This is a genomic window from Streptomyces sp. Alt3 (assembly GCF_030719215.1).
GTDB lineage: Bacteria > Actinomycetota > Actinomycetes > Streptomycetales > Streptomycetaceae > Streptomyces > Streptomyces glycanivorans.
In genome coordinates, this window is the sequence record NZ_CP120983.1 from 1,453,419 (window position 1) to 1,475,952 (window position 22,534).

General features: G+C 71.8%; 22 protein-coding genes and 1 pseudogene. 17 read left to right on the forward strand and 6 right to left on the reverse strand.

Translation table 11 applies throughout. From position 1 onward, the window contains the following. The first annotated feature begins 50 nt into the window (after nt 1–50). From P8A20_RS06260 to P8A20_RS06275, 4 genes are all read left to right on the forward strand, one after another. A complete protein-coding gene (locus P8A20_RS06260; protein ID WP_147960028.1) occupies nt 51–1,010 on the forward strand; it encodes a dihydrodipicolinate synthase family protein in 960 nt (319 codons plus the stop codon). Continuing rightward, nucleotides 1,007–1,996, forward strand: a complete 990-nt coding sequence (locus tag P8A20_RS06265; RefSeq protein ID WP_147960027.1) for an ROK family protein — start codon at nt 1,007–1,009, stop codon at nt 1,994–1,996. Before P8A20_RS06260 ends, P8A20_RS06265 begins: the two co-directional genes overlap by 4 nt. Beyond that, complete coding sequence (locus tag P8A20_RS06270; RefSeq protein WP_306103040.1) at nt 1,993–2,673, forward strand: N-acetylmannosamine-6-phosphate 2-epimerase; 681 nt, start codon at nt 1,993–1,995, stop codon at nt 2,671–2,673. The genes P8A20_RS06265 and P8A20_RS06270 overlap by 4 nt, the downstream gene beginning before the upstream one ends. Before the next feature lie 66 nt (nt 2,674–2,739). Then, on the forward strand, nt 2,740–4,200 hold the full coding sequence (locus tag P8A20_RS06275; RefSeq protein ID WP_306103041.1) for a sialate:H+ symport family MFS transporter: 1,461 nt from the start codon (nt 2,740–2,742) through the stop codon (nt 4,198–4,200). A 67-nt stretch (nt 4,201–4,267) separates the two neighbouring features. On the opposite strand, the gene P8A20_RS06280 is transcribed toward P8A20_RS06275, so the two are convergent. The 4 genes and pseudogenes from P8A20_RS06280 to P8A20_RS06295 all read right to left on the reverse strand — a co-directional run bounded on the left by P8A20_RS06280 (nt 4,268) and on the right by P8A20_RS06295 (nt 8,461). Then, a complete protein-coding gene (locus P8A20_RS06280; protein ID WP_306103042.1) occupies nt 4,268–4,726 on the reverse strand; it encodes a MaoC family dehydratase in 459 nt (152 codons plus the stop codon). 30 nt (nt 4,727–4,756) lie between these two features. Then, a pseudogene (locus tag P8A20_RS06285) lies at nt 4,757–6,099 on the reverse strand (MFS transporter). A 128-nt stretch (nt 6,100–6,227) separates the two neighbouring features. Next, a complete protein-coding gene (locus P8A20_RS06290) occupies nt 6,228–7,454 on the reverse strand; it encodes an acetyl-CoA C-acetyltransferase (RefSeq protein WP_306103044.1) in 1,227 nt (408 codons plus the stop codon). 104 nt (nt 7,455–7,558) lie between these two features. Next, a complete protein-coding gene (locus P8A20_RS06295; protein WP_147960021.1) occupies nt 7,559–8,461 on the reverse strand; it encodes a LysR family transcriptional regulator in 903 nt (300 codons plus the stop codon). Nucleotides 8,462–8,615: 154 nt separating this feature from the next. Between P8A20_RS06295 and P8A20_RS06300 the strand changes: the two genes are divergently transcribed. From P8A20_RS06300 to P8A20_RS06315, 4 genes are all read left to right on the forward strand, one after another. Beyond that, nucleotides 8,616–9,533 carry a CoA transferase subunit A gene (locus tag P8A20_RS06300; protein WP_187282198.1) on the forward strand — a complete coding sequence of 306 codons (918 nt, stop codon included), beginning with the start codon at nt 8,616–8,618 and terminating at the stop codon, nt 9,531–9,533. Between the two features lie 26 nt (nt 9,534–9,559). Then, on the forward strand, nt 9,560–10,336 hold the full coding sequence (locus P8A20_RS06305) for a CoA-transferase subunit beta (protein ID WP_147960019.1): 777 nt from the start codon (nt 9,560–9,562) through the stop codon (nt 10,334–10,336). A gap of 82 nt (nt 10,337–10,418) precedes the next feature. Next, on the forward strand, nt 10,419–11,945 hold the full coding sequence (locus tag P8A20_RS06310; RefSeq protein ID WP_147960018.1) for a 3-hydroxyacyl-CoA dehydrogenase: 1,527 nt from the start codon (nt 10,419–10,421) through the stop codon (nt 11,943–11,945). A 70-nt stretch (nt 11,946–12,015) separates the two neighbouring features. Beyond that, nucleotides 12,016–12,411 carry a VOC family protein gene (locus tag P8A20_RS06315; RefSeq protein WP_147960017.1) on the forward strand — a complete coding sequence of 132 codons (396 nt, stop codon included), beginning with the start codon at nt 12,016–12,018 and terminating at the stop codon, nt 12,409–12,411. Here P8A20_RS06315 and P8A20_RS06320 read toward each other — a convergent pair. After that, nucleotides 12,348–13,109, reverse strand: coding sequence for a DUF6597 domain-containing transcriptional factor (locus P8A20_RS06320; protein WP_147960016.1), 762 nt, complete (start codon nt 13,107–13,109; stop codon nt 12,348–12,350). The genes P8A20_RS06315 and P8A20_RS06320 overlap by 64 nt on opposite strands. Before the next feature lie 10 nt (nt 13,110–13,119). Next, nucleotides 13,120–14,256, reverse strand: coding sequence for a YihY/virulence factor BrkB family protein (locus P8A20_RS06325; RefSeq protein ID WP_147960015.1), 1,137 nt, complete (start codon nt 14,254–14,256; stop codon nt 13,120–13,122). Nucleotides 14,257–14,273: 17 nt separating this feature from the next. Here P8A20_RS06325 and P8A20_RS06330 point away from each other — a divergent pair, with 17 nt between their 5' ends. From P8A20_RS06330 to cysD, 9 genes are all read left to right on the forward strand, one after another. Then, nucleotides 14,274–15,911, forward strand: a complete 1,638-nt coding sequence (locus P8A20_RS06330; RefSeq protein ID WP_147960014.1) for an acyl-CoA dehydrogenase family protein — start codon at nt 14,274–14,276, stop codon at nt 15,909–15,911. Nucleotides 15,912–16,180: 269 nt separating this feature from the next. After that, complete coding sequence (locus P8A20_RS06335) at nt 16,181–17,473, forward strand: GAF domain-containing protein (RefSeq protein ID WP_306103045.1); 1,293 nt, start codon at nt 16,181–16,183, stop codon at nt 17,471–17,473. Nucleotides 17,474–17,521: 48 nt separating this feature from the next. Continuing rightward, nucleotides 17,522–18,115, forward strand: coding sequence for a GNAT family N-acetyltransferase (locus tag P8A20_RS06340; RefSeq protein ID WP_147960012.1), 594 nt, complete (start codon nt 17,522–17,524; stop codon nt 18,113–18,115). 133 nt (nt 18,116–18,248) lie between these two features. After that, on the forward strand, nt 18,249–18,332 hold the full coding sequence (locus P8A20_RS38640; RefSeq protein ID WP_349817346.1) for a putative leader peptide: 84 nt from the start codon (nt 18,249–18,251) through the stop codon (nt 18,330–18,332). A gap of 113 nt (nt 18,333–18,445) precedes the next feature. Next, nucleotides 18,446–20,143 carry a nitrite/sulfite reductase gene (locus tag P8A20_RS06345; protein WP_147960011.1) on the forward strand — a complete coding sequence of 566 codons (1,698 nt, stop codon included), beginning with the start codon at nt 18,446–18,448 and terminating at the stop codon, nt 20,141–20,143. Further along, nucleotides 20,140–20,319, forward strand: coding sequence for an IS1 family transposase (locus P8A20_RS06350; protein WP_147960010.1), 180 nt, complete (start codon nt 20,140–20,142; stop codon nt 20,317–20,319). The genes P8A20_RS06345 and P8A20_RS06350 overlap by 4 nt, the downstream gene beginning before the upstream one ends. Next, nucleotides 20,316–21,032, forward strand: a complete 717-nt coding sequence (locus P8A20_RS06355) for a phosphoadenylyl-sulfate reductase (RefSeq protein ID WP_147960009.1) — start codon at nt 20,316–20,318, stop codon at nt 21,030–21,032. Before P8A20_RS06350 ends, P8A20_RS06355 begins: the two co-directional genes overlap by 4 nt. Next, on the forward strand, nt 21,032–21,601 hold the full coding sequence (gene cysC / locus P8A20_RS06360) for an adenylyl-sulfate kinase (RefSeq protein ID WP_147960008.1): 570 nt from the start codon (nt 21,032–21,034) through the stop codon (nt 21,599–21,601). Before P8A20_RS06355 ends, cysC begins: the two co-directional genes overlap by 1 nt. Further along, the gene (cysD, locus tag P8A20_RS06365) at nt 21,598–22,533 is read left to right on the forward strand and encodes a sulfate adenylyltransferase subunit CysD (protein WP_306103046.1); all 936 of its coding nucleotides are present in this window, start codon (nt 21,598–21,600) and stop codon (nt 22,531–22,533) included. Before cysC ends, cysD begins: the two co-directional genes overlap by 4 nt. Nucleotide 22,534 lies beyond the last annotated feature (1 nt).

Sequence of the window (22,534 nt, forward strand, 5' to 3'; positions counted from 1 at the left end):
CTCCCCTTCGGCGAACGACCCGCGTACCGAACGAGCTGGAGCCCTTCACCATGTCTCTGACCGCACCGCTGCACGGCGTCGTACCGCCGGTCTGCACCCCGCTCGACGACCGCGGGGAGGTCGACACGGCGTCCCTGACCCGGCTCGTCGGCCACCTCGTCGACGGCGGTGTGCACGGGCTCTTCGCCCTCGGCTCGACCAGCGAGGTCGCCTATCTGACGGACGCCCGGCGCGCCACCGCCCTGGAGACCGTGGTCACCGCGGCCGCCGGGCGCGTCCCGGTCCTGGCCGGGGTCATCGACACCACGACGGCGCGGGTCACCGAGCACGCGCGCACCGCCATGGAGCTCGGCGCGGACGCCCTCGTCGCGACCGCGCCGTTCTACACACGTACGCACCCGAAGGAGGTCGCCGGCCACTTCCGGCGACTGCGCGCCACCGTCGATCTGCCGCTCTTCGCCTACGACATCCCGGTGGCGGTGCACTCCAAGCTGTCCCCCGCCCTGGTGCGCGAACTGGCCGAGGACGGCACCCTCGCCGGCCTCAAGGACAGCAGCGGTGACGAGGGCGGGCTCCGCAGGCTGATCGTGGAGCTCGGCGGCCGCGAGGGGCGGGCCGACGGCCCCGTGCCGCACTTCAGCGTGCTGACCGGTTCCGAACTCACCGTGGACGCGGCGCTGCTGGCCGGTGCCGACGGTGTCGTGCCCGGCATCGGCAACGTGGACCCGGCCGGCTACGTCCGGCTGTACGACGCCGCGCGGGCCGGTGACTGGGCGCTCGCCTCCCGGGAGCAGGAGCGGCTCGTCGAGCTGTTCGCCATGGTCGACGTCGGTCCGGAGCAGGACATGGGCCGCAGCTCGTCGGCTCTCGGGGCCTTCAAGGCGGCGCTCCAGCTGCTCGGAGTCATCGACAACGGCGCCACCGCCTTCCCGCAGCTCCCGCTCTCCGCCGAGTCCGTCGCCCTGGTCCGCGAGCGGCTGCACGGCGCCGGTCTGCCGCCGGTCCGATGAACACCGGTCCGACGAACCCCGGCCCGGCATGGGCCGGCCCGGCCGGTGCGGCGGCGACCGGGGCCGTGGTGATCGGCCTCGACCTCGGCGGTACGAAGATCGCCGCCGCTCTCTTCTCCGCCGACGGCACGGTGCTGGCCCGGCACACCCGGCCCACCCCGGCCCGGGACGGTGCGGCGGCGGTGCTCGACGCGCTCGCCGCCGCGGCGGCCGAGGTGGACCCCGGCCGGCGGGCCACGCTCCTCGGCGTCGCCGCCGCAGGCGTGGTCGACCCCCGCAGCGGAATGGTGACCAGTGCCACCGACTCGATCAGCGGCTGGGCGGGCACCGCGCTGGCCGCGGGCCTCGCGGAGCGCACCGGTCTGGCCGTGGCCTGCGACAACGACGTACGCGCCACCGCCGGGCCGGAGCTCGCCGCGCTGCCGGACCACCGCGGTTCGCTGCTGTTCGCCGCGATCGGCACGGGCGTGGGCGGTGCCCTGGCCGTCGACGGGCGGATGCTGCACGGCTCGGCGGGCATCGCCGGCCACCTCGGCCATCTGCCCAGCGCGGAGGCGACGGGGCTGCCCTGTACCTGCGGTGCCACCGGACATCTGGAGGTCATCGCCTCGGGTCCGGGCATCACCGCGCACTACGAGCGGCTGACCGGAACCCCGGCGGACCGGCTCGAAACGGTCGCCGCGCGTGCCGCCGAAGGGGAGCGGGCCGCTGTGCGCGCCGTGACCACCGGGGCGACGGCCGCCGGACGGGTCCTCGGCGGCCTCGCCAACGCGCTCGGCCCCGACCGGGTCGTCGTCGGCGGCGGGGTCCCCAGGATCGGCGGGCTGTACGGCGACGCGCTGGCCGCCGCCTTCGCCGCCGAACTGATGCCGCCGCTGCGCGGGCTCCTCCCCGAACCCCCGCTCTTCGGTCACGACGCCGCCGTGCTGGGCGCGGCCGCCCTGACCACCACCCTTCCCCTCCATCACCCGGGAGCACTCCGATGACCGCACAGGATCTGGCCGACGCCCTCCGGGGCCGGTTGATCGTCTCCTGCCAGGCACCCCCCGGCGACCCGATGCGGGAGACCTCCGTCCTCGTACGTCTGGCCCTGTCCGCCGTCGCCGGCGGCGGAGCGGCGATCCGGGCCAACGAGCCGGAGGTCGTCGCCGCGATCGCCGCCGCCGTCGACCTCCCGGTCATCGGCCTGTGGAAGGACGGCGACACCGGCGTCTACATCACCCCGACCGTCCGGCATGCCCTGGCTGTCGTCGAGGCCGGCGCGGCCGTGGTCGCCGCCGACGCCAGCGACCGGCCGCGCCCGGACGGCTCCACGTTCGCCGAGCTGGTCACCGCCGTACACGCGGCGGGCGCCCTGGTCATGGCCGACGTCTCCACGCTCGCCGAGGGGATCACCGCCGCCGGGCAGGGAGCGGACTTCGTCTCGACCACGCTGTCCGGCTACGTGCCGGGGACGCCGAAGCAGACCGGTCCGGACCTGGACCTTGTGACATCTCTCTCGGCCGCGGTCCCTGTACCGGTCGTGGCCGAAGGACGTATCAATACCCCCGAGGAGGCTGCCGAGGCCATCGCCCGCGGCGCCCACAGCGTCGTGGTCGGTACGGCCATCACCGCTCCCACCGCCCTGACCTCACGCTTCGTCGCCGGCCTCGCCCGGCCCTGAGCAGCCCTCACCACCGAGGGACGGCGACCCGGCAACGGAGCGCCGTCCCCGCACCAGGAGCGCACCGTGCAGAAATCCCCCTCCACGCTCCCCTGGTACCGCGAGGTGAGCGGTACCCAGTGGAAGTCCTTCTTCGCCGCCTGGATCGGCTACGTCCTCGACGGATTCGACTTCGTCCTCATCACGCTCGTCCTGACCGAGATCAGCGACGACTTCGGGCTGAGTACGGTGCAGGCCGCCAGCCTGATCTCCGGCGCCTTCATCACCCGCTGGCTGGGCGGCGCCGTCCTGGGCGCCATCGGTGACCGGTACGGCCGCAAGATCTCGATGGTGCTGAGCATCCTGCTCTACTCGCTGGGCACCTTCGCCTGCGGATTCGCCTGGAACTACCACAGCCTGTTCGCCGCCCGCCTGGCCATCGGCATGGGCATGGCCGGTGAGTACAGCGCCAGTGCCACGTACGTCATGGAGAGCTGGCCCGCGCGGGTGCGCAGCCGTGCGAGCGGCTTCCTGATCTCGGGGTTCTCGGTCGGCTCCGTCCTCGCGGCCCAGGTCTACAACTGGGTGGTGCCCTCGCTCGGCTGGCGCTGGATGTTCTATCTGGGTCTGATCCCCATCGCCGTCGCGCTCTGGATGCGCCGGGCCCTGCCGGAGGCCGAGGAGTGGACCGCGGACGTCGCGGAACAGGGCGCCAAGCCCAATCCCTTCCGGCCGCTGTTCCGCACCCCGCGCCTGGCCGTGGTCAACAGCGTCCTCGTGGTGGCCGCCACGCTCTCGCTCTTCCTGGTCTTCACCCCGGGCGGCGAGGGGATGGTGCCGGTGCTGTCGGTGGTGGCGGGCCTCGCCCTCGCGGCGTTCGCCGTGCAACTGGGCGGACGGCGGGGCTGGCTGCTCTACGTGTCGATGATCGTGACGCTGTTCTTCGCGTTCCTCTACTCCTGGCCGATCCAGGCGCTGCTCCCCACCTATCTGAAGACGGAGCTGGGATACACCACGGACCAGGTCACCGACGTCCTCTACTTCGCGGGCTTCGGCACCATGGTCGGCTGCTGGACGGCGGGCTTCCTGGGTGACCGGATCGGGGCGAAGAAGGCCTACGCGCTGACGCTGCTGGCCTCGCTGGCCTTCGTCTACCCGGTGTTCGCGGTGAAGGACAACCTGCTGGTTCTCGGCTGTCTGCTGTTCCTGCTGCAGGCCACCAGCTTCGGCATCTCCGGGCTGCTGCCGCGCTACATCGGCGGCCACTTCCCGACGGCGGGCCGGGGGGCGGCGCTCGGCTTCACGTACAACGTCGGGGCGCTCGGCGGTGCCGTGGCCCCGGTGCTCGGGGCGCACCTGGCGTCCGGGATGGACCTGGGACAGGCGCTCGCGGTGCTGACGTTCGCGGGGACGGTGATCGTGGTGCTGCTGGTCGGGTTCGACGTACCGGCGCGGCTGAACCGGCTGACGGATCCCGACGCGCAGAAGGACCACCTGGCCGAGCCCGACCGGGCCCCGGAGCCGGAGAAGGCCGGCCGCGTCGGATAGCACGGCCGCACGCGCAGGCGCCCGCCCGGAGATCCGGGCGGGCGCCTGCGCGTGGGTGCGTCCGGGCCTACGGGTAGAAGTGCGTCAGCGACTCGGCGACGCAGGCCGGCTTCTCGGAACCCTCCAGCTCGAAGGTGAAGCCCCGCGTCATCTGCACGCCGCCCCGCGAGACCTCGCTGACCGCGGTGACGGTGGCGTGCAGGCGCACACGGCTGCCGACGGGGACGGGTGCGGGGTATCTGACCCTGTTGACCCCGTAGTTGAGGGCGCGTCCCACACCGCTCACCCGGAGGAGCTCGCCGAACATCGGGATGCCCCAGCTCAGCACCATGTAGCCGTGCGCGATGGTGCGTCCGTAAGGGCCGGCGGCGGCGCGTTCGACGTCGGTGTGGATCCACTGGTGGTCCCCGGAGACGCACGCGTAGGCGTCGATGAGCTCCTGGGTGACCTCCTTCCACTCCGAGCGCCCGAGGTCGCGCCCGCCGAGGGCGAGGATCTCCGGGATGCCGTGCGCGGTCAGCGGCATGGCGGTACTCCGTTCTGCGTGTACGGGCGGTCAGGCGGTGACGGGCGCGGTGCGGGGGGCGGCGGCCGGCTCGGCGGCCTGCTCGTCATGGTTGGGCCGCTTCAGCAGGAGGAGCATGCAGCCCAGGGTCAGCGCCACCTGGAAGACGGCGTAGGCGATGACCGCGGTGATGGAGCCGGTCCGGTTGAGCAGGAACTGGCCGATGATCGGGGTCGTGCCGCCGAGCAGGGTGCCGCAGAGCTGGTAGCAGAGCGAGATGCCGGTGTAGCGCAGATGGGCCGGGAAGCGGCTGGCGAGCATGCCGGCGAGGGCCGCGTAGTAGAGGCAGTGCGGGATGGTGGCGACGGCGACGCCGAGCATCGCGAGACCGTAGTTCTCGGTGCTGATGAGGACGAACATCACCGGCATCAGGACCAGTTCCGGCACCAGCATCACGATCACCGCACGGGACCAGCTCTTCATCCGGGTGGCGATGACGGCGCCGAAGGGCTGGACGATGATCTGGGTGATGTTGGCGACGAGGATGATCGTCAGGAAGGAGCTGCGGTCGAAGCCGAGGGACGTGGTGGCCCAGGACAGGGCGAACGTCGACTTGAAGTACGTGGCGGACAGGCCGATGGTGCAGGCGCCGATGCCGAGGACGATCAGCATGGGGTGGCTGCGCAGGACCTCGGTCAGCGGGAGCTTGACGACTTCCTTCTTCTCGATGAGCTTGGCCATGGCCGGGGACTCGGTGACCTTCAGCCGGACCAGCAGGCCGACCATGACGAGTGCGGCGGAGGCGAGGAAGGGCACGCGCCAGCCCCAGGAGACGAAGGCGTCGTCGGGGAGCTGGCTGATGGCCAGGAAGCTCACGGTGGAGAGGGTGTTGCCGACGGGCGAGCCCTGCTGGGCGAAGGCCCCGTACAGGACGGACTTGCCCTTGGGCGCGTGTTCGGACGCGATGAGTACGGAACCGCCCCACTCACCGCCGAGGCCGATTCCCTGGATCATGCGGATGCAGACGAGCAGGATCGGGGCGGCGATGCCGATGGAGGCGTAGCCGGGCAGCAGACCGATCGCGGTGGTCGAGATGCCCATCATCAGCAGGGTGATGACGAGCGTCTTCTTGCGGCCGAGCCGGTCGCCGTAGTGGCCGAAGATGATGCCGCCGATGGGGCGGGCGAGGAAGCCGACCCAGAAGGTGGCGAAGGCGACCAGGGTGCCTATGGGACCTTCGAGTTCGGGGAAGAACACCTTGTCGAAGACGAGCGCTGCCGCGGTTCCGTAGATGTAGAAGTCGAACCACTCGATGGTGGAGCCGATGAAGGCTCCGAATCCCGGCGGTTGGCGGCTTTCGTTCGCTCGCGTGCGGTTGCGGTGGTCGCACTCATGGGTGGCTCCCGTGAACATCGTTGATCAAGCGGATGGGGGCACGACTGACCCGGCGTCGCCCGAGACGCCTTGGGTCCGTGTGGGTGGAGAGGGGACGGTGAGGAGGAGGGGGACGGTGGAAAGACGGTCAGGCGGCGATGCGTTCGAAGACCGCGGCGAGGCCCTGGCCGCCGCCGATGCACATGGTCTCCAGGCCGTAGCGCGCCTGGCTGCGGTGCATCTCCCGGCTGAGGGTGGCGAGGATGCGGGCACCCGTGGCACCCACCGGGTGGCCGAGGGAGACGCCGGAGCCGTTGACGTTGATGCGCTGCTCGTGGTCCTTCTCGCCGAGGCCCAGTTCCCGGGTGCAGGCGAGGACCTGGGCGGCGAAGGCCTCGTTGATCTCGATCAGGTCGAGGTCGGCGAGGGTGAGTCCGGCCCGTCCGAGGGCCGCGTGGGTGGCCGGGACGGGGCCGAGGCCCATCGTCGCGGCGGGGACACCCGCGCGGGCGAAGGAGACCAGACGGACGAGCGGGGTGAGCCCGAGCCGTTCGGCGGTGGCGGCGCTGGTGACCAGGCAGGCCGCGGCGGCGTCGTTCTGGCCGCTCGCGTTGCCGGCGGTGACGGTGGCCTCGGGGTCGGACTTGGCCATGATGGGGCGCAGTGCGGCGAGTTGTTCGGCGGTGGTGTCGGGACGGGGGTGCTCGTCGGCGGTGACGACGGTTTCACCCTTGCGGTGCTTGACGGTGACGGGGACGGTCTCGGCGTCGTAGCGCCCCTCCCGCGCGGCACGTGCGGCGCGGGCCTGTGAGCGCAGGGCGAGGGCGTCCTGGTCGGCGCGGCTGACGGAATAGGCGCGGCGCAGGTTCTCCGCGGTCTCGATCATGCCGCCGGGTACGGGGTGGTGGACGCCGCCGGCGGTGACCCGGCCCCGGGCCAGCGAGTCGTGGAGCTGGAGTCCGGGGCCCTTGATGCCCCAGCGTCCGTCGTGCGTGTAGTACGGGGCTGCGCTCATGACGTCGACGCCGCCCGCGACGACGACGTCGCTGAATCCGGCCCTGATCTGCATGGCGGCGTCCAGGACGGCCTGCAGCCCGGAGCCGCAGCGCCGGTCGGTCTGGACACCGGTGACGGTGTCGGGGAGTCCGGCGTCCAGGGCGGCGACCCGGCCGATGGCGGGGGCCTCGGACGTGGGGTAGGCGTGTCCGAGGATCACCTCGTCCACCCGGTCGGGGTCGATTCCCGTGCGGGCCACCACCTCGGCGATGACGTGGGCGGCGAGCGCGGCCGGGGTCTGCTGGGCGAAAGCGCCGCCGAAACGCCCGATGGGTGTGCGCAGCGGCTCGCAGATGACGACATCGGTCTGGTCGGGCACGGCGGAACACCTTTCGGCGGGTTCGGGTGTGTGGGGTGACCTTCGCACTGGACCACTGAGTCGGTCCAATATCGAGTTACCTCACATTCAAGACGCCTCGCGTCTCAATCACGCGGTCGTGGCGTCGGCAGTGCCTCCTCGGCCACCTCCAGCACCGCACGCAGCGCCGCCGAGGGATTGTCCGTGCGCCAGGCCAGCGCGGCCTGGCGCCGGATGGGCGGACCGGCGAGGGGGCGGTAGACCAGCCCGTTCTGCTGGATGTGGCGGACCGAGGAGACCGTGAGCGTGACGCCGACGCCCGCGGCGACGAGGGCCAGGATCGTGTACGAGTCGGGGGCCTCCTGCACCACCCGGGGGTTGAAGCCGGTGGCCTCGCAGGCCTGGACCATCACGTCGCGGACCGTGGAGCCGGCGTTCGCGGGGAAGGAGACGAAGGGCTCGTCGGCGAGGACGCCGATCGGGATGCTCTCCAGCCGGGCGAGCGGGTGGTCGGAGGGCAGCGCGCACAGCAGCTCCTCCTCGTCGATGATCCGGTGGGCCACCCCCGGCTGGGTGACCGGCAGTCGTACGAAACCCAGGTCGAGGGAGCCGTCGGCGACCCGGGAGAGGGCGACGTTGGCGTACGTCTGCCCCTTCATGGCCAGCTCGATCCCGGGGTGGGCGGCCCGCACGGCGCGGGTCAGCAGCGGCAGCGTCTCGTGGCTGGACGCTCCCGCGAAGCCGATGGTGACCCGGCCGTACTCGCCCCGGCCGGCGGCCTTGGCGGCGCGCACCGCCGTGTCGAGGTCGTCGAGCACGGTGCGTACGGGTTCCAGGAAGGACTCCCCCGCGCTGGTCAGCCGCACGGAGCGGGTGTTGCGCTCGAAGAGCTGGACGCCGAGCTCCTTCTCCAGCTGCCGGATCTGCTGGCTGAGCGGGGGCTGGGCCATCTGCAGCCGCTTGGCGGCGCGGCCGAAGTGGAGTTCCTCGGCGACGGCGGTGAACGCGGTCAGATGACGCAGTTCCATCGGAGCTTCCATTCATTAACCAACGGTCTTGATCCGACCTTAATTTGGTATTGGACAGCAATCAATGGCCGCTGGCACGGTAAGGGCGACCAGCACGCACTCGCCGAGGAGCACCGTGGAGCGGACGGATACGGCCGACGGGCCCAGCAAAGTCATGTCGATGAGGGAGGCGGTCGCCGCCTTCGTGCACGACGGGGCGACCGTCTGCCTGGAGGGCTTCACCCACCTCGTCCCCACCGCCGCCGGGCACGAGATCATCCGTCAGGGACGCAAGGACCTCACCGTCGTACGGATGACGGCGGACATCGTGGTGGACCAGATGATCGCCGCGGGCTGCGTCTCGCGGCTGGTCTCCTCCTTCGTGGGCAACTCCTCCGCCGGTTCGCTCGGCGAGCTGCGGCGCAGGATCGAGCGCGCCGACCCGGCCCCGCTGGCCTTCGAGGAGTACAGCCACTACGGGATGGTCTGCCGCTACCTCGCGGGGTCCCAGCGGCTGCCGTTCTACCCGCTGCGCAGCTACGGCGGCAGCGACCTGCCGGGCGTCAACAGCGATCTGCGCAAGGTGACGTCCCCCTACCCCGGCCCCGACGGCGAGCCGGAGCAGATCTATGTCGTACCGCCCGTGAACCCGGACGTGACGATCATCCATGCGCAGCGGGCCGACCGCCGGGGCAACACCCAGATCTGGGGGCTGACCGGCATCCAGGCGGAAGCGGTGTACGCGGCGGACAAGGCGATCGTCGTCGTCGAGGAGGTCGTCGAGGACGAGGTGGTCCGCTCGGACCCCAACCGCACGCTCGTGCCGTCGCACGCCGTGGACGCGGTCGTCGTCTGCCCGCGCGGCGCGCACCCGTCCTTCGCGCAGGGCTACTACGACCGCGACAACGACTTCTACCGGGCCTGGTCGCACATCAGCAAGGACCCGGAGCGGCTGCGGGCGTGGCTGGCGGAGTGGGTGTACGGCACGGCCGACCACGCCGAGTACGTCGAGAAGCTGGGCGAGGAGTTCTGGGCGGGCCTCGCGGTCGGCGAGGCGCTGAGCGAACCGGTGAACTACGGGAGGCGGCTGTGAGCGCGCCCCTGGAGAAGGAAGGGAACATGACCACCACCGCGCCGGAGACCGTGACCTCGTCCGAGCTGCTCTCGGTCGTGGCCTCGCGTGAACTCGCCTCCCGCAGAACGGTGTTCGCCGGGATCGGATTGCCGACGCTCGCCACGGAGCTCGCGCACCTGACGGTCGCACCGCAGATCGAGGTCGTGTACGAGTCCGGAGTCTGCGGGGCGCATCCCTCGCATCTGCCGGAGACCATCGCCGACGCCGTGATCGTCTCGGGCGCGGAGGCCGTGCTGTCGATGCCGGCGCTGTTCGGCTGCGTGCTGCAGGGCGGCCACATCGACGTGGGCTTCCTCGGCGCCGCGCAGATCGACCGGTGGGGCAACCTCAACACCTCCGTCATCGGGGACTGGGAGAGCCCGGAGGTGCGGCTCCCCGGTTCGGGCGGAGCCGTCGAGGTGATGGCCAACTCCCGCGAGGTCTTCGTGGTGATGCGCCGCCACAACCCCCGCTCCTTCACCGCGGCCCTGGACTTCTGCACCACACCGGGCCCGGACCGCGCGCTCGCCGATGGCATCCGGCCGCTGGGCGCGGGGGTCACCCGGGTCATCACCGAACTGGGCATCCTGGCCCGCTCCGGCGTGGGTGAGGAGCTCCGGCTGGTCGCCGTGCACCCCGGTGTGACGGTGGACCGGGTACGCGAGGCCACCGGCTGGGACCTCCAGGTCGACGGGTCCGTCGGGACCGTGCCCCCGCCGACCGCGGCGGAGCTGCGCCTCCTGCGCGAGGACGTCGACCCCGGGCGCGTCTACCTCCGCTGAACCCGGCCGCCCGCACCTTCCGACACCGACCGCGGCTACCGTCGCTGACATCGACCGCACCTGCCGAGAGGACGTAACCGCCATGCGTATCAGGATCGTCGGCGCCGGAGCCATGGGCCGCGGCATCGCCCAGTGGGCCGCCGTAGCCGGGCACACCGTGGAGCTCTGCGACGTCCGGACCGAGGCGGTGACAGCGGCCGTGGACTTCGTGGGGTCGATGCTGGAACGCGCGGTCCAGAAGGGCCGGATGTCCGCCGAGGACTCCGCGGCCGCCCTGGAGCGGCTGGTCCCGCTGGACGACCCGTGGGCACCGGGCCCGGAGGTCGAGCTGGTCGTCGAGGCCGTGCGCGAGGACCTGGACACCAAGGCCGAGGTGTTCGGCAAGCTGGAACAGGCCCTGCCGGAGTCCACGGTCTTCGCGACCAACACCTCGTCCCTGTCGGTGACCCGGATCGCCGCCTCGCTGCGGGACCCGGGCCGGCTCGCCGGGCTGCACTTCTTCAACCCCGTACCGCTGATGAAGATCGTCGAGGTGGTACCGGGGGCCGCCACCCGTCCCGGGATCCCGCCGGTGCTCACGGCCCTGGTCGAGAGCTGCGGCCACCGCGCGGTGACCGTCGCCGACACCCCCGGTTTCCTCGTCAACCACGCCGGCCGGGGGCTGGTGACCGAGGCCCTGGCGCTGCTGGAGGAGTCGGTCGCCGATCCGGCCGGGATCGACCGGATCGCCCGGGACGTACTGGGGCTGCGGATGGGTCCCTTCGAGCTGATGGACCTCACCGGGCTCGACGTCACGGCGGCGGTGATCGACTCCATCTGGCAGGGATTCCGCCACGAGGACCGGCTCCGCCCCTCCTTCCTCACCCCGAACCGGGTCACGGCCGGCCTGCACGGCCGCAAGACCGGACAGGGCTGGTTCGCGTACGGCCCCGACGCGCCGGCACCCGCCCCGGAACCGCCGGTGACGGGCGACGCCGGCCGGCCGGTGTTCGTGGCGGGCGAGGAGGGTGACGCGCTGCGCGGCGAGCTGACCGCCGACGGCGCGACGGTCGAGAGCGGCACAGTCCCCTCGGAGGGCGCGCTGGTGCTCGTCCCCGTGTGGGGCACCACCGTGGCGGCCGCGGTGGCCTCGCTGGGGCTGCCCGCCGCACGCACCTTCGGCGTGGACCCTCTGCCCTCGGCGGGCCGCCGCCGGGTGCTCGCGGTGACGCCCGCCTCCGACCCGTCCGCCGCGCGGGACGCCCGCGCGGTGCTGGCCCGCTCGGCCGACGGCACGGAGCCCTTCGCCGTGTCGGTGGTACGGGACACCGCTGGCTCGGTGGCGCAGCGGCTGCTCGCCTCGGTGGTCTCCGTCGCCGCCTCGATCGCGGAGCGCTCACTTGCCGCCCCGGCGGACATCGACCTCGCCGTGACGACCGGCCTGGGCTACCCGGTGGGGCCGCTGGCCTGGGGCGACCGGGTCGGCGCCGCGCGGGTGCTGGAGCTCCAGCGGTCCCTGCACGCCACGACCGGCGACCCGCGCCACCGTCCGACCCGCTGGCTCACCGAGCGCGCCCAGCTCGGCCTGCCGCTGACGCAGGCGGGCACCTCGCCCGACGCCTGCGCGTAGCGGGTGACCACGCCGGGGCCGTGACCGTTTCGTACAAGACCGGGTCACGGCACCGGCATACGGTCGTCCCATGACTCCACGACTCGACGCGATCTCCGTCACGACCGCCGACCTGGCCGCATCACTGGCCTTCTACCGCCGGCTGGGGCTCGACATCCCCGCGGGCGCCGAATCGGCGCCCCATGTGGAGGTGGCGCTCCCCGGCGGACAGCGGCTGCTCTGGGACACCGAGGACGTCGTCCGCTCCTTCGACCCGGGCTGGACGGGGTCGAGGGGCGGTGAGCGCCTCGGGCTCGCCTTCCTCTGCGAGGGCCCCGCGGAGGTCGACGCGGTGTACGCCGATCTGACCGGCGCGGGGTACGACGGGCACCTGGAGCCGTGGGACGCCGTCTGGGGCCAGCGTTACGCGGTCGTCCTGGACCCCGACGGCTGCGCGGTCTCCCTGTTCGCCGCGAATCCCTCCTGACCGGTGCGGGCCAGGAACCCGCCGAGCGTCGTGCCCGCCAGGTCCCGCATCTCGCGGGCCAGATGGGCCTGGTCCGTACAGCCGACGGCGTACGCGGCCTCGGCGTACGGGGTGCCCGCGCGGACGAGGGCGAGGGCGCGCTGGAGTCTCAGGACCCTGGCCAGTGTCTTGGGGCCGTACCCGAACGCGGCCAGCGAGCGTCGGTGCAGCTGACGGGGTCCGAGCCCCACGGACCGCGCGGTGTCGGCGACGGAACGCCCCTGGTCCAGCTGTGCCGCGACCGCGGCCAGGAGCGGGTCGGGAGGCTCGGCGCCGGCCGCGCGGCCGAGGGCGATGCCCTCCAGTACGGCGGCCGGGTCCTCGGCCTCCGAGGTCCGCGCGGTGAGGTCGCGGACGGCGGGCGCCGGCCAGAGGGCGTCGAGCGGGACCCGCCTGTCGCGGAGCTCGTGCGCCGGCACACCCAGGAGCGCCGGGGCCGTGCCGGGGGCGAAACGGATGCCCGCGCAGCTGCCGGAGAGCGCCGCGGCAGGAGTGAACGCCCGGGTGTCGGGGCCCGCCACCATCAGCCGGCCGCCGGCCCACAGCAGATCCATGCAGCCGTCGGGCAGAACGGGCCGGCCGGGGTCACGCGCCCCGCTCCAGGTCCAGAGAACCGCGCCGCCGAGCCGCGACGCCCGCTCCTCGTACCGTGCGCCCATGGTCACCAGGCTACGTGGCGTCCTTGTCCCGGGTCCCGTGCAGCCGGGACTTCACGTCGTCCGGGGGCAGGAAGCGCGACCAGCGCTCGGGGAACTCGGAGGGCATGGACACGTCGTCGTCCTCCTCGTCGTCGGTGGCGTACGCGTCCCAGTTCGCGGCCTGGGTGCGTGCCAGCAGTTCCGCGGCCTGGGCGGCCTTGATCCGGTCACTGGTGGCGCGGGCGGCGGCGGTCGCGAGCGAGGGCCAGACACGGTCGATCGCCGCGTTCACCGCGGCGCCGACGAGTACGGCGAAGGCGGAGATCCCTATCCAGAGCAGGACGGCGATGGGTGCGGCCAACGATCCGTAGATGGTGGGCCCTTCGACCGTGCTCGTGAGGTAGATCCGCAGCAGGAAGCTGCCCAGCACCCACATCCCGAGGGCCACGAGCGCACCGGGGACGTCCTCTATCCACGGCGAACGGACGGGCACCGAGACGTGGTAGAGCGTCGTCAGGAACGCGATGGACAGCAATATCACCAGCGGCCAGTACATGACCGCGAGCACCTCCGTGCCCCACGGGACGAACTCCACCACCCGGTCGGGTCCGACCACCAGCAGCGGCAGGACCACCGCGCCCAGCAGCAGCGCCACCACGTACAGCAGGAAGGCGAGGAGGCGTGTCTTGACGATGCCGCGGTGGCCGTCGAGTCCGTACATCACGGTGATGGTGTCGATGAAGACGTTCACCGCGCGCGATCCCGACCAGAGCGCGATCGCGAAACCGATGGAGATGACGTCGGGACGCGCACCCGTGGTGACGTCGGCTATGAGCGGCTTGGCGATGTCGTTGACGCCGCGCTCCGACAGCACCGTCTGCACCGCGCCCAGGATGTTGCGCTCGATGGAGGCGACCGTGGTGGTGGACGTCCAGTCGTCGACGTATCCGAGCAGCCCGATCAGGCCGAGCAGCAGCGGAGGCAGGGACAGCAGGGTGAAGAACGCCGCCTCGGCCGCGAGACCGAGGATGCGGTACTCGATGCACGAGTTGACCGTGTCCTTGAGCAACTGCCACACCATCTGCCGCTTCGACACGTTGCGGTAGAGGACTCGGGCCCGGTGGAGGCGGCCCGGTGGCCGTTCGGGTGTTTCATTTGCTGCCTGCACCTCCTTACCGTATCGGCATGGCAGCAAGCACCCACACAGTGACCAACCAGGTTCCGCCGCTGGTCGGCTATGACGTCTTCGCCGGCGACCGGGCGCTGACGGAGGCCGTCGAGCGGCATCTCGCGCCCGGGATCCTCGACGAGGCGCGGGAGGAACTGAGCAGGCTGGGCCGGTCCGCCGGCTCCTTCCAGGCCCAGGAGTGGGGTGCGCAGGCGAACGAGAACCCACCGAGGCTGCGCACCCACGACCGGTACGGGCACCGCATCGACGAGGTCGACTTCCACCCGGCCTGGCACCGGCTGCTGGGGCACGCGGTCACGGCCGGGCTGACGGACGCCTGGGGCCGGCAGGGCGGTCATGTCCGGCGTGCCGCCGGGTTCCTGGTCTGGACGCAGGCCGAGGCGGGCCACGGGTGCCCGCTGTCGATGACGCACGCGGCGGTCCCGGCACTGCGCACCGATCCGGCGCTGGCCGCGGAATGGGAGCCGCTGCTGACCTCGCACGTGTACGAGGAGGGGCTGCGGCCCGCGTCGCAGAAGACCGGTGTGCTCTTCGGGATGGGCATGACCGAGAAGCAGGGCGGCACCGACGTGCGGTCCAACACCACCCGTGCCGAGGCCCTGGCCGCGGACGGGGAGTACCTGCTCACCGGTCACAAGTGGTTCTGCTCGGCCCCCATGTCCGACGGCTTCCTGGTGCTGGCGCAGGCGGCGGGCGGGCTGAGCTGCTTCCTCGTGCCGCGGGTCCTCCCGGACGGCGCCCGCAACCCCTTCGCGATCCAGCGCCTCAAGGACAAGCTGGGCAACCGGTCCAACGCCTCCGGCGAGGTCGAGTTCGACGGGACGTGGGCCCGCCGGGTCGGCGAGGAGGGGCGCGGGGTGCGCACCATCATCGAGATGGTGGCGGCGACCCGGCTGGACTGTGTGGTCGGTTCGGCCGCGCTGATGCGCCAGGCGGTGGCGCAGGCGATCCATCACAGCGCCCACCGAAGCGCGTTCGGCGGTCTGCTGATCGAGAAGCCGCTGATGCGCAACGTACTGGCCGACCTGGCCCTGGAGTCGGAGGCGGCGACGACGCTCGCACTGCGGCTGGCCGCCGCCTACGACGCGGACACGGAGCAGGATCGGGCCTTCCTGCGGATCGCGGTACCGGCCGCCAAGTACTGGGTGACGAAGCGGTGCTCGGCGGTGGTCGGAGAGGCCCTGGAATGCCTCGGCGGCAACGGTTACGTCGAGGAGTCCGGGATGCCGAGGCTGCTGCGCGAGGCCCCGCTCAACTCGATCTGGGAGGGTTCGGGCAACGTGCAGGCGCTCGATGTCCTACGGGCGCTGCAGCGTGAGCCGGGGGCTCTCGACGCGTTCCTGAGGGAGGTCGGCAAGGCCCGCGGCGCGGATCACCGGCTCGACGCCGCAATCAAGGACCTGCTGACGGAGCTGGCCGACCTGGAGGCCGTCGAGGCGCGCGCCAGGCGGCTGGTGGAGCGGATGGCCCTGGTGCTGCAGGGCTCGCTGCTGCTGCGCTGGGCGCCGCCGGAGGTCGCGGACGCGTTCTGCGCCTCACGGCTGGGAGGGGACTGGGGCTCGGCCTTCGGGACGCTGCCGCACAGCCTGGATCTGGCCACGGTGGTGGAGCGGGCGCGGGCCGGGGAGTCCTGAGGGCGGCCACCGGGCGGCAAACGACGGAGGGTGGTGCTGCGCCGACACGGCACCACCCTCCACGCTTGTGCATCACCGCACGGCGGGTCGGGGACTCCCCACGCGGTGTCCCTCCACTGTCGTACGGCCGGCGCCCCCCTCACCAGAGTTGCAAAGGGTTGCAACCATTGCGTGGAGTGCGGGCCAACCGGCCCCCTGCACGGCAGGATGTGTCCTTGGGGCCGGGCCCCCTCTTCCGGACCGGCCCACGCTTTGTTGGGGGGAGCGTCATGGAGTCACACACCGGCGCGGGGGCGCGGCCGGACAACGCCCCGCGCCCCGCCGTGTCGGAGCGGCTGGTCCACCGCGCGCGGGAGGCCCGGCTGGCGGGCGGGCGCCCGGCGGCGGCACCGCGTGCGGAGATCGACGCGTCCTGGGACCGTGTGCTGCGCAGCGGGGTCGATCCCGAGCAGTCACCGGAGAGCAGGCTGCTGGAGACGGACGAGATCGAGCACCGGCGCAGGGACTCGGCGCTCGGCGAGGTCCTGCCCGTGCTGCGGGACCGGCTGGCCACGATCACGGACTCGACGCAGCAGCTCATGGTGGTCACCGACACCGAGGGCCGCGTCCTGTGGCGTCAGGGCCACCGGGCCGTGCTGCGCCGGGCCAGCGGCATCTGTCTGGAGGAGGGCGCCGCCTGGGCGGAGTCGGCGACGGGGACGAACGCCATCGGCACCGCGCTCGCCACGCGCACTCCCGTACAGGTCCACTCCGCCGAGCACTTCATCCGCGCCCTGCACACCTGGACCTGCGCGGCCGCCCCGGTGCGGGACCCCCGGGACGGGAGGCTGATGGGCATCGTCGACATCACCGGGCCCGCCTCCACCTTCCACCCGGCGACACTGGCCCTGGTCGGTTCGGTCGCCGCGCTGGCGGAGAGCGAGCTGCGCAGCCGGCACCTGGTGGCGATCGAGCGGCTGCGCTCGGTGGCAGCCCCGATCCTCTGCCGGCTGGGGGGCCGCGCGCTGGTGGTGGACGTCCACGGCTGGCTGGCCGCCGTCAGCGGCATGCCGCCGGTGGACCGGCTGCCCCTGCCGAAGTCGCTGGAGCCGGGCACGGTGTGGCTGGCCTCGCTCGGGATGTGCCGGGTGGAGCCCCTGCCCGGCGGATGGCTGGTGCAGGTCGCGGAGGACTCGCACGACCATCCGCCGCGCCGGGTGGTGCTCGACCTCGGCCGGGAGCGGGGCCTCGCGGTCCATGTGACGGGTCCCGTGGGGAGCTGGACCCGCCGGCTCTCACCCCGCCACGCCGAGCTGCTGTACGCGCTGGCCCTGCACCGCGAGGGACGCACGGCGGCGGAGCTGGCCGGGGACGTCTTCGGTGACGCGAGCAGGACGGTGACGGTGCGCGCCGAGATATCGCGGATCCGGCGCCATCTCGCCCAGGTGCTGGCGCACCGCCCGTACCGGTTCCGTGAGGACGTCGAGGTGGAGGTGGTCCACCCCGACGTGCCGGCCGATCTGCTGCCCCGCTCGACGGCTCCGGTGGTGCTCAGGACGCGTATGCCCGCGGGGACGGCCTGAGGGGCCCCGGTTTGGGCGCGGTGCGGAAGCCGTGGTTTTCTGACCGCCATGAACGACTCCGCGCACCCCTCCCCCGGCTTCTCCGACGTGACCGTCTGGTCCCTGGAGCAGACGTCGCCGGCCGATCTGAGCCCCGCCGCCGCGCCCGCGGACGGAGTGACCGTCGCGCGTTCGCGGACCCCGCTGCCGGAGTTCAGCCGTTTCCTCTACACGGCGGTGGGCGGGGACGTCAGGTGGACCGACCGGCTGGGCCTGACGTACACGCAGTGGCAGGAGATCCTGGAGCGGCCGGGGGCCGAGACCTGGGTGGCGTACGAGAACGGCACGCCGGCGGGGTTCATCGAGCTCGACGCGCAGGAGGACGGGGCGGTGGAGATCGCGTACTTCGGTCTGATCCCGGCCTTCCGCGGCCGCCGCATCGGCGGCCATCTGCTGTCGTACGGCGTGGCCCGCGCGTGGGACCTGGCCGAACGGCATCCGGGGCGGAAGCCCACCGAGCGGGTGTGGGTGCACACCTGCTCGAACGACGGCCCGCACGCGATGGACAACTACCGGCGGCGCGGTTTCCGGCTGTTCGCCACCGAGGTCGAGCAGGAACCCGACGTCGCGAACCCCGGCCCCTGGCCCGGTGCGCACGCCTGATCACACCCCTTCTTGCCGCTTTGTCGACAGGACGGACGTGACGGACACCACAGCGTCTCACATTTCGGGACCATCACGTCCACATGATGGATCGTGGTGGACTGGCCCGAGATCCGCGTGACACGCTTCCGTCATGTCTGGAACTGGAATTGCCTTGGTGAGTCGGCGGCACGTCGATCTCGGCCGCATGTCCAGCGCCATCTGTCCGGTCCGCTGAGAGTTTCCAGCACCGCGATCTCCTGAACCAGCTCCATCCCCTGCGCACCGCCGCGCCTCACGCGAGTGTGCAGTTCAGAGCCGCCCTCCTGCAGTCCCGAAGGACGTATAGCCATGGCCGCCATCCCTGAGAAGCCTGCTACCGCCACGCCCCGCCGCAAGGCCGGACGTCACCGTGGTGAAGGTCAGTGGGCCATGGGTCACTTCACCCCGCTGAACGGGAACGAGCAGTTCAAGAAGGACGACGACAGTCTCAACGTGCGGACACGCATTGAGACGATCTACTCGAAGCGCGGCTTCGACTCCATCGACCCGAACGATCTGCGCGGGCGTATGCGCTGGTGGGGCCTTTACACCCAGCGCCGTCCCGGGATCGACGGCGGCAAGACCGCCGTGCTGGAGCCCGAGGAGCTCGACGACCGCTACTTCATGCTCCGCGTGCGCATCGACGGCGGCAGGCTGACGACCGCACAGCTGCGCGTCATCGGTGAGATCTCCGAGGAGTACGCGCGGGGCACCGCCGACATCACCGACCGGCAGAACGTCCAGCTGCACTGGATCCGTATCGAGGACGTCCCGGCGATCTGGGAGAAGCTCGAGGCCGTCGGGCTCTCGACGACCGAGGCGTGCGGTGACTGCCCCCGTGTGATCATCGGTTCTCCGGTGGCCGGTATCGCCGCCGACGAGATCATCGACGGCACGCCCGCGGTCGACGAGATCCACGAGCGCTACATCGGCAGCAAGGAATTCTCCAACCTGCCCCGGAAGTTCAAGACCGCGATCTCCGGCTCGCCGGTCCAGGACGTGGTGCACGAGATCAACGACATCGCGTTCGTGGGGGTGGACCACCCCGAGCACGGCCCCGGCTTCGACCTGTGGGTCGGCGGCGGACTCTCCACCAACCCCCGGTTCGCCGAGCGCCTCGGCGCCTGGGTACCGCTGGACGAGGTCCCCGACGTCTGGGCGGGGGTCGTCGGGATCTTCCGCGACTACGGCTACCGCCGGCTGCGCACCCGCGCCCGTCTGAAGTTCCTGATGGCCGACTGGGGTCCGGAGAAGTTCCGCCGGATCCTCCAGGACGAATACCTCAAGCGCCCTCTGCTGGACGGGCCGCCGCCCGCGCAGCCCTCCTCCCGCTGGCGCGACCACATCGGTGTGCACGCCCAGCAGGACGGCCGCTTCTACGTCGGCTTCGCGCCGCGCGTCGGCCGGGTGGACGGCTCCACCCTGGCCAAGATCGCCGACCTGGCCGAGGCGCACGGTTCGGGCCGGGTGCGCACCACCGTCGAGCAGAAGATGCTGATCCTGGACGTCGAGCAGGACCAGGTCGAATCCCTGACGGCCGGGCTGGAGGCCCTGGACTTCCAGGTGAACGCCTCGCCGTTCCGGCGCGGCACGATGGCCTGCACCGGCATCGAGTTCTGCAAGCTGGCGATCGTCGAGACGAAGGCGCGCGGCGCCGCGCTCATCGACGAACTGGAGCGCCGCATGCCGGACTTCGAGGAGCCGCTCTCCATCAACATCAACGGCTGCCCCAATGCCTGCGCCCGCATCCAGACCGCGGACATCGGGCTCAAGGGCCAGCTGATGCTGGACGGCGACGGCAACCAGGTCGAGGGCTACCAGGTGCACCTCGGCGGCGCGCTCGGACTGGAGGCCGGCTTCGGCCGCAAGGTCCGCGGGCTGAAGGTCACCTCGGCCGAACTCCCCGACTACGTCGAGCGGGTGCTCGGGAAGTTCCAGGAGGAGCGCGAGGACGACGAGCGCTTCGCGACCTGGGCGGCCCGCGCCAGTGCGGAGTCGCTGTCATGAGCGAACGAGCCGCGCCGTTCTACTGCCCGTACTGCGGCGACGAGGACCTGCGCCCGCACGAGGCCGGTCACGGCGCCTGGGAATGTGCTTCCTGCAACCGCGCGTTCCAGCTGAAGTTCCTGGGTCTCCTGGCCCAGGGGCTCCAGCGCAACGACGTCGAAGGGGACGGGACATGACGGACACCCTGCAAGCGGACGGGCTGACCGACGAGGCACTGAAGGACCTGGCGGAGCGCGCCGGACGCGAGCTGGAGGACTCCTCCGCGAGCGACATCCTGAGGTGGGCGGCCGACACCTTCGGCAACGGCTTCTGCGTCACCTCCTCCATGGAGGACGCGGTCGTCGCGCATCTCGCCTCCCAGGTGTTCCCCGGCGTGGACGTGGTCTTCCTGGACACCGGCTACCACTTCGAGGAGACCATCGGCACACGGGACGCCGTCGGCGCCGTGATGGACGTCAACCTCATCACGCTGACGCCGCGTCAGTCGGTGGCCGAGCAGGACGTCGAGTACGGGCCGAAGCTGCACGACCGCGATCCCGACCTGTGCTGCGCGCTGCGCAAGGTCAAGCCCCTGGAGGAGGGGCTGACGGCCTACGCGGCCTGGGCGACCGGACTGCGCCGCGACGAGTCCCCCACCCGGGCGAACACCCCTGTCGTGGGCTGGGACGAGAAGCGCCGCAAGGTCAAGGTCTCGCCCATCGCCCGCTGGACGCAGGACGACGTGGACGCCTACGTCGCGGAGCACGGCGTACTGACCAACCCGCTGCTGACGGACGGCTACGCCTCCGTCGGCTGCGCGCCCTGCACCAGGCGGGTGCTGGAGGGCGAGGACGCACGGGCCGGCCGCTGGGCCGGGCGCGGCAAGACCGAATGCGGGCTGCACGGCTGATGACGACTGATCAGGAGATATCGATGAGCGTGACGGAGACGGGAGCCACCGTCTGGCTCACCGGTCTGCCGAGCGCGGGCAAGACCACCATCGCCTACGAGCTGGCGGGCCGGCTGCGCGCCGACGGCCACCGGGTCGAGGTACTCGACGGTGACGAGATCCGGGAGTTCCTCTCCGCGGGCCTCGGCTTCTCCCGCGAGGACCGGCACACCAACGTGGGCCGGATCGGCTTCGTCGCCGAACTGCTCGCCGCCAACGGCGTGAAGGTCCTCGTCCCGGTCATCGCCCCGTACGCCGACAGCCGTGACGCGGTACGCAAGCGTCATCAGCAGGAGGGCACCGCGTATCTGGAGGTGCACGTGGCGACCCCGGTCGAGGTGTGCTCCGAGCGCGATGTGAAGGGGCTGTACGCCAAGCAGGCAGCGGGCGAGATCAGCGGCCTCACCGGGGTCGACGACCCCTACGAGGCGCCCGAGTCACCGGATCTGCGGATCGAGTCGCACCAGCAGACCGTGCAGCAGTCCGCAGCGGCGCTCCGTGCGCTGCTCACCGAGAGGGGCCTGGCGTGAGCACCGTCGCCACCGTGCCGGACGGCACCGTCAATCCGTACGCGCTGAGCCACCTGGACTCCCTCGAGTCCGAGGCGGTGCACATCTTCCGTGAGGTCGCGGGGGAGTTCGAGCGGCCGGTGATCCTCTTCTCCGGCGGCAAGGACTCGATCCTGATGCTGCACCTGGCGCTGAAGGCGTTCGCGCCGGCGCCCGTCCCCTTCACGCTGCTGCACGTGGACACCGGGCACAACTTCCCCGAGGTCCTCGACTACCGCGACCGCACCGTCGAGAAGCACGGGCTGCGCCTGCACGTCGCCTCCGTCCAGGAGTACATCGACGCGGGCAAGCTCCGTGAGCGTCCCGACGGCACCCGCAACCCGCTGCAGACCGTCCCGCTCACCGAGGCCATCCAGCGGCACCGCTTCGACGCCGTGTTCGGCGGCGGACGGCGCGACGAGGAGAAGGCCCGGGCCAAGGAGCGCGTGTTCTCGCTCCGCGACGAGTTCTCCCAGTGGGACCCCCGCCGCCAGCGCCCCGAGCTGTGGCAGCTCTACAACGGCCGCCACGCCCCCGGCGAGCACGTCCGGGTCTTCCCCATCTCCAACTGGACCGAGCTCGACGTCTGGCAGTACATCGAGCGCGAGGGCATCGAGCTCCCGGAGATCTACTTCGCCCACGAGCGCGAGGTCTTCAGCCGTTCCGGCATGTGGCTGACCGCCGGCGACTGGGGCGGTCCCAAGGACCACGAGAAGGTGGAGACCCGTCAGGTGCGCTACCGCACCGTCGGCGACATGTCCTGCACCGGCGCCGTCGACTCCGACGCCACCACCCTGGACGCCGTGATCACCGAGATCGCCGCCTCCCGCCTCACCGAGCGGGGCGCGACCCGCGCCGACGACAAGATGTCCGAGGCCGCGATGGAAGACCGCAAGCGCGAGGGGTACTTCTAAA

Bases quoted from the DNA above. Each gene is read 5' to 3' on its own strand.
- P8A20_RS06270 (WP_306103040.1), top strand. From the start codon at position 1,993: ATGACCGCACAGGATCTGGCCGACGCCCTCCGGGGCCGGTTGATCGTC.
- P8A20_RS06310 (WP_147960018.1), top strand. From the start codon at position 10,419: ATGCGTATCAGGATCGTCGGCGCCGGAGCCATGGGCCGCGGCATCGCC.
- P8A20_RS06315 (WP_147960017.1), top strand. From the start codon at position 12,016: ATGACTCCACGACTCGACGCGATCTCCGTCACGACCGCCGACCTGGCC.
- P8A20_RS06305 (WP_147960019.1), top strand. From the start codon at position 9,560: ATGACCACCACCGCGCCGGAGACCGTGACCTCGTCCGAGCTGCTCTCG.
- P8A20_RS06260 (WP_147960028.1), top strand. From the start codon at position 51: ATGTCTCTGACCGCACCGCTGCACGGCGTCGTACCGCCGGTCTGCACC.
- P8A20_RS06350 (WP_147960010.1), top strand. From the start codon at position 20,140: ATGAGCGAACGAGCCGCGCCGTTCTACTGCCCGTACTGCGGCGACGAG.
- P8A20_RS06330 (WP_147960014.1), top strand. From the start codon at position 14,274: ATGGCAGCAAGCACCCACACAGTGACCAACCAGGTTCCGCCGCTGGTC.
- P8A20_RS38640 (WP_349817346.1), top strand. From the start codon at position 18,249: ATGTCTGGAACTGGAATTGCCTTGGTGAGTCGGCGGCACGTCGATCTC.
- P8A20_RS06265 (WP_147960027.1), top strand. From the start codon at position 1,007: ATGAACACCGGTCCGACGAACCCCGGCCCGGCATGGGCCGGCCCGGCC.
- P8A20_RS06335 (WP_306103045.1), top strand. From the start codon at position 16,181: ATGGAGTCACACACCGGCGCGGGGGCGCGGCCGGACAACGCCCCGCGC.
- P8A20_RS06295 (WP_147960021.1), bottom strand. From the start codon at position 8,461: ATGGAACTGCGTCATCTGACCGCGTTCACCGCCGTCGCCGAGGAACTC.
- P8A20_RS06280 (WP_306103042.1), bottom strand. From the start codon at position 4,726: ATGCCGCTGACCGCGCACGGCATCCCGGAGATCCTCGCCCTCGGCGGG.
- P8A20_RS06300 (WP_187282198.1), top strand. From the start codon at position 8,616: ATGTCGATGAGGGAGGCGGTCGCCGCCTTCGTGCACGACGGGGCGACC.
- P8A20_RS06320 (WP_147960016.1), bottom strand. From the start codon at position 13,109: ATGGGCGCACGGTACGAGGAGCGGGCGTCGCGGCTCGGCGGCGCGGTT.
- cysC (WP_147960008.1), top strand. From the start codon at position 21,032: ATGACGACTGATCAGGAGATATCGATGAGCGTGACGGAGACGGGAGCC.
- P8A20_RS06345 (WP_147960011.1), top strand. From the start codon at position 18,446: ATGGCCGCCATCCCTGAGAAGCCTGCTACCGCCACGCCCCGCCGCAAG.
- P8A20_RS06355 (WP_147960009.1), top strand. From the start codon at position 20,316: ATGACGGACACCCTGCAAGCGGACGGGCTGACCGACGAGGCACTGAAG.
- P8A20_RS06340 (WP_147960012.1), top strand. From the start codon at position 17,522: ATGAACGACTCCGCGCACCCCTCCCCCGGCTTCTCCGACGTGACCGTC.